The following is a 14,842-nucleotide window of genomic DNA, read 5'->3' on the forward strand; positions in this document are numbered from 1 at the left end:
CGTCAGGTGCTGCGCAGTCCCAGCTTGGCAAAGAGGCGCTGATCACGCTCCCAGTCCGGGTTGCCGGTGGTGAGCAGCTTGTCGCCATAGAAGATGGAATTGGCCCCGGCCAGGAAGCACAGGGCCTGCACGGCCTCGCTCATCTGCTGGCGGCCGGCCGACAGGCGCACCCGGGCGGTGGGCATGGTGATGCGTGCCACGGCGATGGTGCGCACGAACTCGAGCGGGTCGAGCGGGTCCAGTCCGTGCAGCGGCGTGCCCTCCACCTGCACCAGGTGGTTGATCGGCACCGATTCGGGATAGGGCTCCATGTTGGCGAGCTGGGCGATCAGCCCGGCGCGCTCTTCGCGCGTTTCGCCCATGCCCACGATGCCACCACTGCACACGTGCAGGCCGGCCGAGCGCACATGCTCCAGGGTGTCGAGGCGGTCCTGGTAGTCGCGCGTGCTGATGATGCGGCCGTAGGCTTCCGGGGCGGTGTCGAGGTTGTGGTTGTAGTAGTCCAGGCCGGCGTCCTTGAGTGTGCGGGCCTGGGTGTCGGTGAGCATGCCCAGGGTGCAGCAGGCCTCCAGGCCCAGGTCCTTCACCGTGCGCACCAGCTCGGCGACCTTCTCGATGTCGCGGTCCTTCGGCGCACGCCACGCAGCCCCCATGCAGAAGCGGCTGGCGCCCTGCTCTTTCGCGGCCTGCGCGGCACGGCGCACCTCGTCAGCATCGAGGAGCTTGCCGGCCTCGACGCCGGTGTCATAGTGCACCGACTGCGGACAGTAGCTGCAGTCTTCGGGGCAGCCGCCGGTCTTGATCGACAGCAGGGTCGAGCGCTGCACCTCGTTGGCATCGAAGTGCTGACGGTGCACCTGCTGGGCCTGAAAGAGCAGATCGTTGAAGGGTTGCTCGAACAGGGACTGCACGGCCTCACGGGGCCAGCGCACGGCGCGTGGTTCAGCAGGCCGGCTGGGGCGCACGAGATGGACGGGCTGGGGCGAGGCGGTGGTGTTGGTCATGGCGCGAGGGCGTCAGGTGCAGCGTGGCCCGGCAGTGTATCGCCGAGGCTGAGGGGTACGGGTCCGGGCAGGGTGGGTCGGGCCCGGGCAGGCGCGGGTCGGCGAGCTGCCCAGGCGCCCTCGTGGATGGCTGCTTGCAGGCCCCGGACGGCCGCCGGCAGATCGGCAGACTGGGTGATCCCGCGCAGCACAGCCACCCCGGACGCACCGCAGCGGGCCGCTTCACGCGCCCGGGGGGCATCCATGCCTGCGATCGCCACCACGGGCCGGTCCAGCAACTGGCACCAGTACGCGAGGTTGTCCTCGCCCTGCGGGATCCAGGGCATGTCCTTCGTGGCCGTGGCATGGATGGGACCGCAGGCGATGTAGCTGGGCTCCAGAGCCAGGGCGCGGCAGACCTCCCAGTGGCTGTGGGTGCTCAGCCCCAGGTGCAGGCCGGCGCGGCGCATGGCGGCCCAGTCGTCCGGCGTGAGCCGAAGGAGGTCTTCCTGGCCCAGATGCACGCCGTAGGCGCCGTGGGCGAGCGCCAGGGCCCAGTGGTCGTTGATGAAAAGCTGGGCGCCCACCGACGCAGCCGCACGCACGCTGCGCTGCACCTCGTGCTCCAGGGTGTGGGACGCCGCCTGCTTGATGCGCAGCTGCACCGCCCGGGCGCCGCCCTCGAGGACGCGCACAACGGCGTCGGCCGTGTCGACGATGGCATAGAGTCCGAGGAACGGCTGGGCAAGCGGGGGGAACCCCCCCTGCCCTGCACCGTCAAGGGGCCAGCCAGGCTCACGCAGGCGAGGGAGGTTCTCGAAGCGGGAAGCGAAGCCGCGGGTGGGCCGCACGGGCCCAGCCCCCTGCCCTGCCGGATAGCCGCAGCGCAGCGCCTGCGTGGTGGCCATCTTGGCCAGCACCAGGGCATCGGCTTCGCAGTGGCCCCAAGCCAGGGCTGCAGCGGCCGAGCTGGCGAAGACGCAGCCGCTGCCATGGTGATGTGGCACTGTCAGGCGTGGAGCGTCGAGCCAGCCTTCGGCCTGTGGCGTGGCGATCCAGTCGCGCGCGAACGCACCGCCGGCATCGCCGCCCGTGATGGCAATGGCCTGGACGCCCAAGGCCCGCAAGGCCCGGGCGGCCGACGGCATCTCGTCTTCGGTGAGGGCGTCTTGCCCCAGCAGCCAGGCCGCTTCGACACGGTTGGGCGTGGCCAGCGTCGCGCGCGGGAGCAGCTCTGCCAGAAACGCCGCCCGCACGGCCTCGTTGGCAAAGCGGGCCCCCGTGGTGGCGCCGCGCACCGGGTCGAGGACCACGGCGACGGGGCCGCGCGCGCGCAGGCGGTCGATCCAGCGCGCGACACAATGCACGTTCTCGACACTGCCCAGCACGCCGAGCTTGAGGACCTGCGGCGGCAGGTCATCGGCCAGTGCCGCCAGCTGGGCCTCCAGCACCTCGGGCTCCATCACGTCGATGCGCTGAACGGCCCGCGAATGCTGGGCGGTGACGGCCGCCACGGCCGTGCAGCCATGCACATCGAAGGCGTCGAAGGCTTTCAGGTCGGCCTGCAGGCCGGCGCCGCCGCCCGAATCGGAGCCGGCGATGCTCCAGACGATGGGCGGCTTCACAGATCGAAGGGCCGGCCGGCCACGGGGGTGGACGCCACGGCCATGTCCTGTGGCGCGATCAGGCCGCTGCGCCAGCCCCAGCGCCCTGCTTCGATGGCATGGCGGAAAGCGGTGGCCATGCCCACGGGGTCGGTGGCGTGTGCAACGGCCGAGTTCAGCAGCACCGCGTCGAAGCCCAGCTCCATGGCCAGGGCGGCATGCGACGGTGCGCCGATGCCGGCATCGACGATGAGCGTGGCGTCGGGCAGCCGGGCTCTCAGGGTGCGCAGGGCCCAGGGGTTGAGCAAGCCCTGCCCCGACCCGATGGGGGCCCCCCAGGGCATCAGGATGCGGCACCCCACGTCGAGCAGCCGCTGGCAGCTCACGAGGTCATCAGTGCAATAGGGAAAGACCTCGAAGCCGTCCTTCACGAGTTGTGCCGCAGCGCTCACCAGTTCGAAGGGGTCAGGCTGGAGCGTGTGCTCGTCGCCCACCACCTCCAGCTTGATCCAGTGCGTCTCCAGCAGCTCGCGCGCCATGTGCGCGAGGGTGATGGCCTCACGGGCACTGCGGCAGCCGGCGGTGTTGGGCAGCAGGCGTGCGCCGCTTTCGCGCACGATGTCGATGAAGCCGTTGTCGCCGGCGCCAGTGGCGAGCTGACGCTTCAGGCCCAGCGTCACCACCTCGGCGCCCGAGGCCGCGATGGCCTCGCGCAGCACCTGGGGCGAGGGATAGCCGGCCGTGCCGAGCAGGAAGCGGCTGCGCAGGGGCACGCCGCCGAGGAGGAAGTCGTCTGCGTGCATCTAGCCTCCGACGATGGGTTGGAAACAGGTGATGCGGTCCCCCTCCTGCAGCACACGGCTCGCCCGTTGCTGCCGGGGTACGAACTGACCGTCGATGGCCGTGGCCACGGATGGCGGCGCAAAGCCGAGGCGATCCAGCAGCCCCTCGAGCGTGGTGCCGGGTTCGACGTCGTAGGCCTCGCCGTTCACGAGGACGCGGCAGGCAGTGGCTTGTGGGTTCATGGGGGGCTCAGTGCGATGCGCGACAGATCGAGCGCCGCGAGGGCCTGCTCCGCCAGCGCAGGCGCCAGCAGCCAGCCATGGCGGAACAGTCCGTTGATGCGCGTGAGACCGGGTTGCGTGTGCAACTGCGGCAGGTTGTCCGGCAGTGCGGGACGCAGGTTGGCCTCGCTGTGCACGATGCGTGCTTCGGCCAGCCCGGGCATCACGCTGTGGGCGCTCGACAACAGGGCCAGGGTGCTGCGCACGGACACCGGCGAGCGATCCTCGGACTCGATCTCGCTGGCGCCCACCACGATCAGATCACCGGGGCGCGGCACCAGATAGACCCGCCAGCGCGGGTGCAGCAGGCGCAGCGGTCGGTGCAGCGTCACACCGGGGGCGTGCAGCCAGAAGATCTCACCGCGCACCCCGCGCAGGGGCAGCGTCGGGCGCGCACCGAGGCCGCGCACGTCGAAGACCCAGTCGAAGCGCTCGCCGTCAATGCGACCGGGCAGGATCTCTTCCACGGCCTGTCCCCAGCGCCACCGGGTGCCGCGGGCGGTGGCACCGGCGGCCAGTGCCTGCAAAGCCTGCACGGTGTGGATCTGCCCTTCGCCACGCAACAGCCAGGCATGAGCCGGCCCCTGCACGCCAGGCTCCAGCGACTGCAGTTGCAGCATGGTCAGGGGCTCCGGCCGGTGACCCTCGGGCGCCTTGGCCGTCAGCAGATCGATCAGGCGCTTCGCCGAACCGAGGTCTGCACCGTGGGCCAGCAAGAGGCTGCCTTCGCAGCGCAGGTCCACCGGCTGGGGCAAGCCGGTCAGGAGGCGGGGCCACAGCACCAGCGAGCGCAGGCCCAGCCGGGCGAGGTCGGTGCTGGCGCATTCGAGCTCTGCCAGCGGGCTCAGCATCCCGGCCGCCGTCCAGGCGGCTGCGCCACGCTCCAGCGGCCCTGCAGCAGGGTCGAAGACGGTGACCCTATGCCCGGCGCCCGACAACTGCCACGCCAGCAACCGCCCCAGCAGGCCGGCACCGGCAATGCCGATGGACATCGCAGCCATGGATCAGGCCTTCGGATGCAGCGGAACGTAGAACTCGCCACCGCCCTGGCGGAACTCCGCGGACTTCGCCGCCAACCCTTCGGCCAGGGCCTGGTCTTCCCCCAGGCCCTGCTTCGCGGCGAACTCCCGCACCTCCTGGGTGATCTTCATCGAGCAGAACTTGGGGCCGCACATCGAGCAGAAGTGCGCCACCTTGGCACTGTCCTTGGGCAGGGTCTCGTCGTGGAACTCGCGCGCGGTGTCCGGGTCCAGGCCCAGGTTGAACTGGTCGGTCCAGCGGAACTCGAAGCGCGCCTTCGACAGCGCGTCGTCGCGCGCCCTCGCGCCGGGGTGTCCCTTCGCGATGTCGGCGGCATGGGCTGCGATCTTGTAGGCGACCAGGCCCTGCTTCACATCGTCGCGGTCGGGCAGGCCCAGGTGCTCCTTGGGCGTGACGTAGCACAGCATGGCCGTGCCGAACCAGCCGATCATGGCCGCGCCAATGGCCGAGGCGATGTGATCGTAGCCAGGAGCCACGTCGATGGTGAGCGGCCCGAGGGTGTAGAACGGTGCCTCGTGGCAGTGTTTGAGCTGCTCTTCCATGTTGGCCTGGATCATGTGCATCGGCACATGGCCTGGCCCTTCGATCATGGTCTGGACGTCGTGGCGCCAGGCGATCTGCGTCAGCTCACCGAGCGTGCGCAGCTCGGCGAACTGGGCCTCGTCGTTGGCATCGGCCAGCGAGCCCGGCCGCAAGCCGTCGCCCAGCGAGAAGCTCACGTCGTAGGCCTTCATGATCTCGCAGATCTCTTCGAAGTGCGTGTAGAGGAAGTTCTCGCGGTGATGGGCCATGCACCACTTGGCCAGGATGGAGCCGCCGCGCGACACGATGCCGGTGCGCCGCTGCGCTGTGAGCGGGATGTAGGCCAGCCGCACCCCGCCGTGGATGGTGAAGTAGTCCACCCCTTGCTCGGCCTGCTCGATGAGGGTGTCGCGGAAGATGGCCCAGGTGAGGTCCTCGGCCACGCCGCCCACCTTCTCCAGCGCCTGGTAGATGGGCACGGTGCCGATGGGCACGGGCGAATTGCGCAGGATCCAGTCACGTGTGGTGTGGATGTTGCGACCGGTGGACAGATCCATCACGGTGTCGGCACCCCAGCGGATGGCCCACACCAGCTTCTCCACCTCTTCCTCGATGCTGGAGGTCACGGCCGAGTTGCCGATGTTGGCGTTGACCTTGACGAGGAAGTTGCGCCCGATGGCCATGGGCTCGAGCTCGGGATGGTTGATGTTGGCCGGGATGATGGCGCGACCACGGGCCACTTCGTCGCGCACGAACTCGGGGGTGATGACCTCGGGCAGCTGAGCGCCCAGCGGCTGGCCGCGCAGGCGGGCCTCTCGCCCGGCATCGGCCAGGTGTTCACGCATCCATGCGCGCCGCCCGTTCTCGCGGATCGCGACAAACTCCATCTCGGGCGTGACGATGCCGCGGCGGGCGTAGTGCATCTGCGTGACATTGCCGCCCGCCAACGCACGGCGCGGACGGCGCTGCAAGCCCGCCGCCTGGGCGCGCAGGGCCTCAAGGCGATCTTGGGCCTCATGGCTCAGGCCGTCGTCTTGCGCCTGGGGTGCGCGGCCGCTGTACATGGCCGTGTCGGCGCGCATGTCGATCCAGGGCGCCCGCAGGGGGTGAAGGCCGCGGCGCACGTCGATCGTGGCCTGCGGATCGGTGTAGGGGCCGGAGGTGTCGTAAAGCGTGACGGTCTCGCCATTGGTCAGGCTCACCTCCCGCATCGGCACACGCACGCTCGGGTGCAGCCTACCGGCTTCCCAGACCTTGGTGGATGCAGGAAACGGCTCGCGGGCCTGAGCCAGCTGCTGGGAAAACTTGTCGGGGGCGTTCATGCGGGCTCCTTTCCGGTTCATGGATGCTCCGGAAAGTGCCCCTGGGCGCGGGCTGACCCCAAGGGGCCGGCTGCAAGGGACAGATTCAGCTCTTCTTCCGCCGGTATTAACCGGATCAAGTTCATCGGGTTTGGCGTCAACCGCCATCTCAGCACGCAGTGCACCCCGGAGCGAGCGGCAGTGTAGGTGCGTTTTCGGCAAGGCGTCAAGGCGGCCGCTATAGTGGCCGGCTGTCCATGCTGAGTCTCACCCGCATCTCCTTCCGCCAGTTGCTGCTGGTGGCCTTCCTGCTGATTGCTGCCTTGCTGGCGGCCGTGTTGCTGCGCGGGCTCTACACGCTGGAGGATCTGGTCAACCGTTCGCGCGAAGGAGCGCAACGCGCCGTGGTGCTCAGCGCCCAGGCCCAGGGCCTGGGCGAATTGCTCGCCACGATGGAGCGCTCCGCCCGCCAGTACCTGGTGCTCGACGACCCGGCCCTGCGGGAGCGTTTCGAGCAGGCCGCGGCCGATGCCCGGACCCTGCTCGGGCAGCTCCAGGAGCATGCCACCCCCGCACAACAGTCGGCCTGGCAGGAGTCGGTCGATCAGATCCACCTGCTCTTGCAGGGGCCACGCGAGACCGTGGGGTTGCGCGAGCGCGGGGTGAGCGAGTCCTTCGGCCGGTTGGTGGACCTTCATGCGACGCTGACGGCTCAGGTCCGCGCTGCGAACGAGGATCACAACCGAGCGCTGCAGGCGGCGCTCGATGCCAGCCGGGCGCAGCTGGGCCGGCAGGTGCTGGCTGCCATCGTCGTCGCGCTGGTGCTGGCGCTGGTGTTCGGCCTGTGGCTGGCCCGGCCGCTCAAGCGGCTGGAGCGCGCCATCGTGGCGCTGGGGGAGAACCGTCTCGACGAGCCCATCGAGATCCGGGGCCCGGCCGACGTGCGCGAGGTGGGCCGCCGCCTGGACTGGCTGCGCCTGCGCCTGGCCGACATCGATGCCGACAAGGCGCGCTTCCTGCGGCATGTCTCGCACGAGCTGAAGACGCCACTGGCGGCCATGCGGGAGGGAGTGTCCCTCTTCGAAGACGGTGTCGCGGGCACCCTCACCGACAACCAGCGCGAGATCGTGGCCATCCTTCGCCAGAACACCCTGATGCTGCAGCAGCAGATCGAAGACCTGCTGCGCTTCAACGCCGCCGCCTTCGAGGCCCGGCGGCTTCAGCGCGAACCCACCGATCTGCTGGCCTTGCTGCGCGAGCGCATCGACGAGCAGCGCCTACAGTGGCAGGCCAAGCAGGTGACGGTCCACCTGTCGGGCCAGGCGCCTGCCTTGGCCGTGGACCGCGACAAGATCGGCACCGCATTTCGTAACCTTTTGTCCAATGCCATACGCTACAGCCCTGTGGGCGCTAGCATCCGGGTGACGCTGCAGGCACAGGGTGACCGCGTCTGGCTGGACATCCTCGACGAGGGGCCAGGCATCAGTGATGCTGACAAGGCCCGTGTCTTCGAACCCTTTTACCGCGGGGAACGTCAGCCCGTTGGCGCCGCTCGGGGGACAGGCATCGGGCTGTCCATCGTGCAGGAGTATGTGGCGGCCCATGGCGGTCGCATCGAGGTGCTTCCGAACGCGCCCGGCGCCCATTTCCGTATCGAGTTCATCCATGCTGTCTGACTGGCTCTATCGCTCGCTGGCCTTCGGGGCCGCCATCGGCCTGGCGGCCTGTGCACCCATGCCACAGGTGACCGAGGTGCGTCCGGTGCCGATGCCAGTGCGCGTGGAAGTGCCGGTGGCCGTGCCTGTGGTCGAGTCCACCGATGCCGTGGCCCGGCGCTTTGCCGCCTATCACGATCGCGTGCGCACGCTGAGCCCCGCAGAGCTGCAGCAGGAAATCGCCCGCATCGGCGACCCGGGCGCATCCGTGGCCGCCACGATGGAACTGGCCACCGTGCTGGGCTACACGCGCAGCAACGGCGACATGGCGCGTGCCCTGGGGCTGCTGGAGGCGCTGCTGCGCGCACCGACGCCCGAGGCAACCGAGTGGTTACCCTGGGCAAGGCTGCTCAGATCGCGCTATGCCGAACAGCGCCGCGCCGAGGAAAACGCGGAGCGCCAGGCACAGCAGCTGCGCGACACCCAGCGACGCCTCGAACAAGCCCAGCAGCAGCTCGAGGCCCTCAAGGCCATCGAGCGCAGCCTCACCCAACGCCCGGGCAGCCCTGCCGCACCCGCCGCCTCCGACCCTCGACCGACGCCATGAGCCGCATCCTCCTGGTCGACGACGACCCTGACCTGCTGCGCCTGCTGTCCATGCGGCTGATCGCGGCCGGCTACCAGGTGCAGACCGTTGAAACAGCCGAGGCCGCCCTCGCCCAGCTCAGCGTGGAGCGGCCCGATCTCGTCCTCAGCGACGTGCAGCTGCCCGGCATGGATGGGCTGGCGCTGTTCGACGCCATCCGCACGCGACATCCGGCGCTGCCCGTGATCCTGCTCACCGCCCACGGCACCATCCCCGATGCGGTGGACGCCACCTCGCGGGGGGTGTTCACCTACCTCACCAAGCCCTTCGATGGCAAGGTCCTGCTCGATCGCATCGCCCAGGCCCTGGCTCTCGTGGCGCCGTCGTCGCGTGACCATACGGCGCGCGAACCGTGGCGGGACGCCATCGTGAGCCGCTCCCCGGCGATGGCCGATCTGCTGGCCGAGGCCAAGCTGGTGGCCACCTCCGACGCCTCGGTGTTGATCCGCGGCCCCAGCGGCTCCGGCAAGGAGCTGCTGGCCCAGGCCCTCCACAAGGCCAGCCCGCGCGCCAGCCGCCCCTTCGTGGCGGTGAACTGTGGCGCCATCCCGGAGGCCCTGCTGGAGTCGGAACTCTTCGGCCACGTCAAGGGCGCGTTCACCGGAGCGGTGAACCACCATCGGGGGCTTTTCCAGGCGGCCGACGGAGGCACCCTCTTCCTCGACGAGATTGGCGACATGCCGCTGGCCTTGCAGGTCAAGCTGCTGCGCGTGCTGCAGGAGCGCAGCGTGCGCCCGGTGGGCGCCAGCCAGAGCGTGCCGGTGGACGTGCGCATCGTCTCGGCCACCCACCGCGACCTGGATGCAGCGTTGCTGGAGGGTCAGTTCCGCGAGGATCTGTACTACCGGCTGAACGTGGTGACGCTCACCCTGCCCTCGCTGGCCGAGCGCCGGGAGGACATTCCCCTGCTGGCCCAGCACTTCGTCGAGCGGCTGGCGCGCAAGTATGGCAAGCAGATCAACGGCTTTGCGCCCGATGCCCTCAAGGCCCTGGCCACCGCCCCCTGGCCGGGCAATGTCCGCCAGCTTGTGAATGTGGTGGAACAGGTCTGCGCCCTGTCCACCACGCCGCTCATTCCCCTGAGCCTGGTGCAGCGTGCCTTGCGCGTGCCCAGCGTGGAAGTGCTTGGCTATGCCGAAGCGCGCCGGCGCTTCGAGCGGGACTATCTGGTGGGGCTCCTCAAGCTCACCGATGGCCATGTGGCGGACGCGGCCCGGCTGGCCGAGCGCAATCGCACCGAGTTCTACCGTCTGCTGCAGAAACACGGCCTCACGCCGGAACTTTTCCGCCAGGAAGGGTCTGTCGCCGACGAGCGACAGGAAAAACCGGCGTCCTGACAAGCACTTACCGAGGCGTAAGGAATTCACGTCGCCATTCAGCGACAAATCCCCCTGCCTTTGCGGCTTGCGCAGGGTCGCTTCCTCACATTTTACTTCAGAAAATCTACCTATCTATTTGATTTTAAACATAAAAATTAATCTGGCACATCGATTGCGTAGTTGCTTTCAGTGCCCGTGCAGGACGGGCTCCCAACGGAGTTTTCATGTCGACCCTGGACACGTCCTTTTCATCTGCCTCGCGCGGTGCGCCCTGCCCGCCTCGTTCGGCCGATGCAGCGATGGCGCCGCCGTTGCACCGCAGCGCCATGCCGGCCCGCCCTTGGGTGGGGCTGCGCGCGGGACTGGCGCACGCCTTGCGTGGCGAGCCGACGTCAGGCACGCCGTCGTCGCTGCACGACAACCCGGCCCCCTGGGAGCAGGCGGCCACCCGGCGACGCCGTGCCTTCCTGGCCACCATCGCGGCCCTCACGGTTGTGGCCACGGTGTGGCTGGCGCACATGCTGCCCGCCGCAGACAGCGTCGGCCTTCAGGCCCTGCGGACTGCTCAGATCGGTCTTTTCGCGCTGCTGTTCGCCTGGGTGTCCGCCGGCTTTGCCACGGCCCTGATGGGATTCGTGGTCCATCTGAGAGGCGACCGTTACGCCCTGTCCGCCGATGCCGTGCGACATCGCCCGCTGCCTGACGACGCGCGCACTGCGCTGATCATGCCAATCTGCAACGAGCACGTCCCGACCGTGTTCGCCGGCCTGCGCGCCACCTGCGAATCGCTGGCCAGCACTGGCGGGCAGCGCCATTTCGATCTCTACATCCTGTCTGACAGCTCGAAGCCCGAACTCTGGGCCGCCGAGCGGGCCGCCTGGGAACAACTGCGCGCCTCGCTCGACGAGGACGGGATCGCCGTGCAGGTGTACTACCGCCGCCGCAAGCTGCGCCGCCATCGCAAGGCCGGCAATGTCGCCGATTTCTGTCGCCGTTGGGGGCGCAACTACCGCTACATGGTGGTCCTGGACGCCGACAGCGTGATGAGCGGGCAGTGCCTGACGGACCTCGTGCGCCTGATGGAGGCCCACCCTCAGGCGGGCATCATCCAGACCTTGCCGCAGGCCGTGGGTCAGACCACGCTGCACGCGCGTGCCCAGCAGTTTGCCTCGCGCGTCACCGGTCGCCTGTTCACGCTGGGCATGCAGTACTGGCAACTCGGCGAATCTCACTATTGGGGGCACAACGCCATCATCCGCGTGGCCCCGTTCATGGCCCACTGCGGACTGGCCGATGTCCCCGGGCGCGGTGCCCTCAGCGGTGAAATCCTCTCCCACGACTTCGTCGAAGCCGCCTTGATGCGCCGCGCCGGATACCACGTCTGGCTGGTCTCCGACCTGGGTGGGAGCTACGAGCAGAACCCTCCCAATCTCATCGAGGAGTTGCAGCGTGACCGCCGCTGGTGCCAGGGCAACCTGCAGAACTTCCAGCTCATCGCCGAGCCGGGACTGCATCCCGTGCACCGGGCCATGCTGGCCACCGGCGCCATGGCCTATGTGTCGGCGCCGCTGTGGCTGGCCTTCCTGGGGCTGGGCGTGGCCAGCTGGGTGCAGCATGCGGCTCAATCGGACGGCACGGGCCTGGCGCCGCCCAGCCACCTGCTCGCCTTGTGGGGGCTCACCTTGACGTTGCTGATGCTGCCGCGCGCGCTGGCCGTGGCCGTGGTCTTCCTGCGCCGCGAACAGGCGGAGTTTGGCGGGGGCTGGGCCCTGGTGCGCAGCGCCATGGCCGAAGCCGCCTTGTCCGTGGTGCAGGCGCCGGTGCGCATGGCGGCCCACACCGGTTTCGTGGTGGCAGCGCTCACCGGCTGGCGGATCGGCTGGACCTCGCCGGCCCGCGAGGCGCTGGCGCTGCGTTGGCGCGATGCCCTGCGCCGCTTCGCTCCGCAATCGGCCGGTGCCGGGCTCGCCCTGCTGGCGCTGGGCGTGGCGCATCTCCCAGCCCTGCCCTGGATGCTGCCGGTCGGGCTGCCCCTGCTGGCCGCCGCCCCCCTGGCCGTGTGGACGAGCCGGGAGAACGATCTGTCTCAGGCCACTCGCACCCTGCTGATCCCCGAGGAGCGGCACGCGCCGCGCGTCTTGCGTCGGGCCTGGCGGTTCGCGCGCCAGCCCCAGGCCGTGGCGGCCTGAGGCCCTTGACCCTCAGCGCGCGGGGCGCAGCGTGAGCGTCGCGCCCTCCTGCCCGGCCGGCATCCAGACAGGAACGTAGTCCACCGCGGCCCAGCGCGGCAGGAAGTCGTGATAGTGGCGTGACAGCGCAATGCCCGACTGGCCACTGGAATGCATGATGCGCGACTGCGACGGGTCTTTCAGATCGTAGAGCGCTCGCAGGCTCGGGCCGTGCTCATTGAGATAGCGCTCGCCCGTCGTGCTGTCGGCCCGCAGATTCACCCGGGCCACGTTGACGGTGTAGGTGTCCCCCCCCACCGGGGCACGCAGCTCGAACAGGGGCGACAAGGCCTTGATGCGGCTGAAGGGGCGGTGTTCGGCTCGCGCCACGTGGGCGCGGCCCCACTGCCACTTCGAAGGGTCCGGCCCCTGCAAGGCCTCCAGTTCCTCCAATGCGCGGGTGAAAGCCACGTCGATCTGCTGCTGACAGGTCTCGGTGATGTCGGTGGTGCGCTTGTCATCGCACCACCAGGCGTCGTTGCGCTCCAAGATGCCCTCGATGGCATCGCGGTAGTTGCGTGACCCCACCATCGTGCGGGCCAGGAACTCCGGCCCCACCTCGTCGGCCAGCACGGCCTCGGTGAGGTGGCGCGCCCAGGCCCAGAAGACCAGGGGCTCGGCGCGGTCGGCGGCCATCACCCCGTCGAACGTGGCCAGTTGTGCCTGAACCGACGCGGCCAGACGGTGCTCGGACCGGGCCGACCGCAGTGCCGGCAGCAGCTTCACGGTGGCCAGCGAGAGCTCGTCGGCCTGCATCTTGGCGAAGCTGTCCAGGTCATGCGTGGCGCGGGCCTCCAGCAAGGCTTCGATGCGGTCTTGCCGGTACGGCAAGGCCCATTCGCTGCCCAGGTAGTGCGGATAGTCGGGCCCATGGATGCGCTGGTTGGCCGTGGCGATCCAGCCCTTCGCTGGGTCGATGTCGCGCGGCGTCAGAGACGGGTCCAGATACCCCACCCAGTCATAGCGGGCGTCCCAGCCCGGCGAGGGCACCTGCCCCTTCAGGTCGTTGTCCGGGGAGCGCAGGGGCACACGCCCAGCAGCGACCCAGCCGATGCGCCCCTCGCGATCGGCCACCACCATGTTCTGCATCGGGGCGACGTTCAGGGCCGTGGCCTCGATGAACGTCTGGACGCTGCTCGCGCGGTTCATGGCCAGGGCCGATTCCATCGAGGTGTTAGGCACGTCCAGCGCCGTCCAGCGCATGGCCAGGGCGTAGCGGGGGGCTCCCTGCGGCCCGGTCAGGCCCTGGGTCGCTGCGATCTGGGCGTCGGAGATCACCGGCCCATGCCGGGTGGAACGCACGGTCATCCGCACCTCGGGCTTGCCACGCACCTTGATCACTTCCTCGTGCGTCTCGAAGCTGGCCCAGCCCTCGGGGGTGCGGTACTGGCTCGGGTCATCGGCCTTGATCTCTTCCAGATACAGGTCCTGAACGTCCGGGCCGGTGTTGGTGAACCCCCAGGCGATCTGCTCGTTCTGGCCCAGCACCACCACGGGCAGCCCCGGCATCGTGGCGCCCGCCACCTTGAAACCCGGGGCTTCCAGCCGCGCGAAGTACCACAAGGCCGGGGCACTGAGTTTGAGGTGGGGGTCATTGGCCAGCAGGGGTTGGCCAGTGGCCGAGCGGGCGCCCGACACCACCCAGTTGTTCGAGCCCTGGCCCTCGATGCCCGAGGGCGGCGCAGCGTTCAGGGCCTGCAGGCCCAGGCTGCCGTCCACCTTGAGCTCCCGGTACAGGGCCGCGTAATCGGCCACCGGGAGCGGCTGCTCGCCAGGATACGGCGGCATCAGTTCGTTGATGCGATCCACCGGCAGGTTCAGTGCCAGGCGCATGCGGATCAGCTCGGCATTCCAGTTGGCTCCCAGGTCCCAGGCCATCATCGTCATCCAGGCCAGCGTGTCGGCCGGCTCCCAGCGCCCCGGCTGCAGGCCCAGGACGATGAACTCCGGGGGACGCGCCTCCATGTGCTGCTCCACGAAGGTGTTGATGCCGGCCGCGTAAGCCTCCAGCACCGCGCGGGTTTCCCCTTCGACGGCCGCCCATTGCTGCTCGGCTGTCCGGCGCACACCCAGGGCGCGCAGGAACTGGTCGGTTTCCAGGGCCGCCTCGCCGAACGCTTCGGCCACCTGGCCACTGCCGATGCGGCGGTGCGTCTCGAGCTGCCACAGACGGTCCTGGGCATGCACGAAGCCCAGGGCAAACATCAGGTCCTCGATCGACTGGGCCTTGATCGTGGGAATGCCGTGGGCGTCACGGGTGATGCTCACCGGCGCCGAGAGCCCCGCCACGTCCAGCTCTCCCTGGGTCTTCGGCAGCACCAGCACCCGGTAAGTCCACACGGCCGCACCCGCCGCCAGCACCAGCAGAAGCACACCTGCCAGGATCCCTCTGAGCCACTTCACGTCACTGTCTCCATCTTCGTGTCTTGCCTGTCCTGCGCAGGCGGTCTGGCGGAGTGTGTCACAGAGTGCCGGTGTC

11 protein-coding genes and 1 riboswitch are annotated in these 14,842 nt (G+C 69.3%); of the genes, 4 read left to right on the forward strand and 7 right to left on the reverse strand.

The features are described from left to right. Positions 1-2: 2 nt before the first annotated feature. Genes bioB through thiC form a run of 6 tightly spaced genes read right to left on the reverse strand, consistent with a single transcriptional unit; the run spans position 3 to position 6,536 of the window. On the reverse strand, positions 3-1,004 hold the full coding sequence (gene bioB, locus C1704_RS09375) for a biotin synthase BioB (RefSeq protein ID WP_104302451.1): 1,002 nt from the start codon (positions 1,002-1,004) through the stop codon (positions 3-5). Then, positions 1,001-2,608: a bifunctional hydroxymethylpyrimidine kinase/phosphomethylpyrimidine kinase gene (thiD, locus tag C1704_RS17775; protein ID WP_170064663.1), complete on the reverse strand. Its 1,608-nt coding sequence runs from the start codon at positions 2,606-2,608 to the stop codon at positions 1,001-1,003. The genes bioB and thiD overlap by 4 nt, the downstream gene beginning before the upstream one ends. Next, positions 2,605-3,390, reverse strand: coding sequence for a thiazole synthase (locus tag C1704_RS09385; RefSeq protein WP_104302453.1), 786 nt, complete (start codon positions 3,388-3,390; stop codon positions 2,605-2,607). Before C1704_RS09385 ends, thiD begins: the two co-directional genes overlap by 4 nt. Continuing rightward, the gene (thiS, locus tag C1704_RS09390; protein WP_104302454.1) at positions 3,391-3,612 is read right to left on the reverse strand and encodes a sulfur carrier protein ThiS; all 222 of its coding nucleotides are present in this window, start codon (positions 3,610-3,612) and stop codon (positions 3,391-3,393) included. Then, the gene (locus C1704_RS09395) at positions 3,609-4,643 is read right to left on the reverse strand and encodes an FAD-dependent oxidoreductase (RefSeq protein ID WP_104302494.1); all 1,035 of its coding nucleotides are present in this window, start codon (positions 4,641-4,643) and stop codon (positions 3,609-3,611) included. Before C1704_RS09395 ends, thiS begins: the two co-directional genes overlap by 4 nt. A gap of 12 nt (positions 4,644-4,655) precedes the next feature. Next, entirely contained in the window at positions 4,656-6,536 is a 1,881-nt protein-coding gene (thiC, locus tag C1704_RS09400) for a phosphomethylpyrimidine synthase ThiC (protein WP_104302455.1), read from the reverse strand. A 75-nt stretch (positions 6,537-6,611) separates the two neighbouring features. Then, positions 6,612-6,714: riboswitch (TPP riboswitch) on the reverse strand. Positions 6,715-6,772: 58 nt separating this feature from the next. On the opposite strand from thiC, the gene C1704_RS09405 reads away from it, so the two are divergent. From C1704_RS09405 to mdoH, 4 genes are all read left to right on the forward strand, one after another. Continuing rightward, entirely contained in the window at positions 6,773-8,191 is a 1,419-nt protein-coding gene (locus C1704_RS09405; RefSeq protein ID WP_104302456.1) for a sensor histidine kinase, read from the forward strand. Continuing rightward, a complete protein-coding gene (locus C1704_RS09410) occupies positions 8,181-8,777 on the forward strand; it encodes a hypothetical protein (protein ID WP_104302457.1) in 597 nt (198 codons plus the stop codon). Before C1704_RS09405 ends, C1704_RS09410 begins: the two co-directional genes overlap by 11 nt. Then, positions 8,774-10,153 carry a sigma 54-interacting transcriptional regulator gene (locus C1704_RS09415; RefSeq protein ID WP_104302458.1) on the forward strand — a complete coding sequence of 460 codons (1,380 nt, stop codon included), beginning with the start codon at positions 8,774-8,776 and terminating at the stop codon, positions 10,151-10,153. The genes C1704_RS09410 and C1704_RS09415 overlap by 4 nt, the downstream gene beginning before the upstream one ends. Positions 10,154-10,359: 206 nt before the next feature. Further along, a complete protein-coding gene (mdoH, locus tag C1704_RS09420; RefSeq protein ID WP_104302459.1) occupies positions 10,360-12,324 on the forward strand; it encodes a glucans biosynthesis glucosyltransferase MdoH in 1,965 nt (654 codons plus the stop codon). 12 nt (positions 12,325-12,336) lie between these two features. Here the strand turns inward: mdoH and C1704_RS09425 are convergent, their stop codons facing one another. Further along, on the reverse strand, positions 12,337-14,766 hold the full coding sequence (locus tag C1704_RS09425) for a penicillin acylase family protein (RefSeq protein WP_245876434.1): 2,430 nt from the start codon (positions 14,764-14,766) through the stop codon (positions 12,337-12,339). Positions 14,767-14,842 lie beyond the last annotated feature (76 nt).

Source organism: Caldimonas caldifontis, from assembly GCF_002930615.1.
Classification (GTDB): domain Bacteria; phylum Pseudomonadota; class Gammaproteobacteria; order Burkholderiales; family Burkholderiaceae_C; genus Caldimonas; species Caldimonas caldifontis.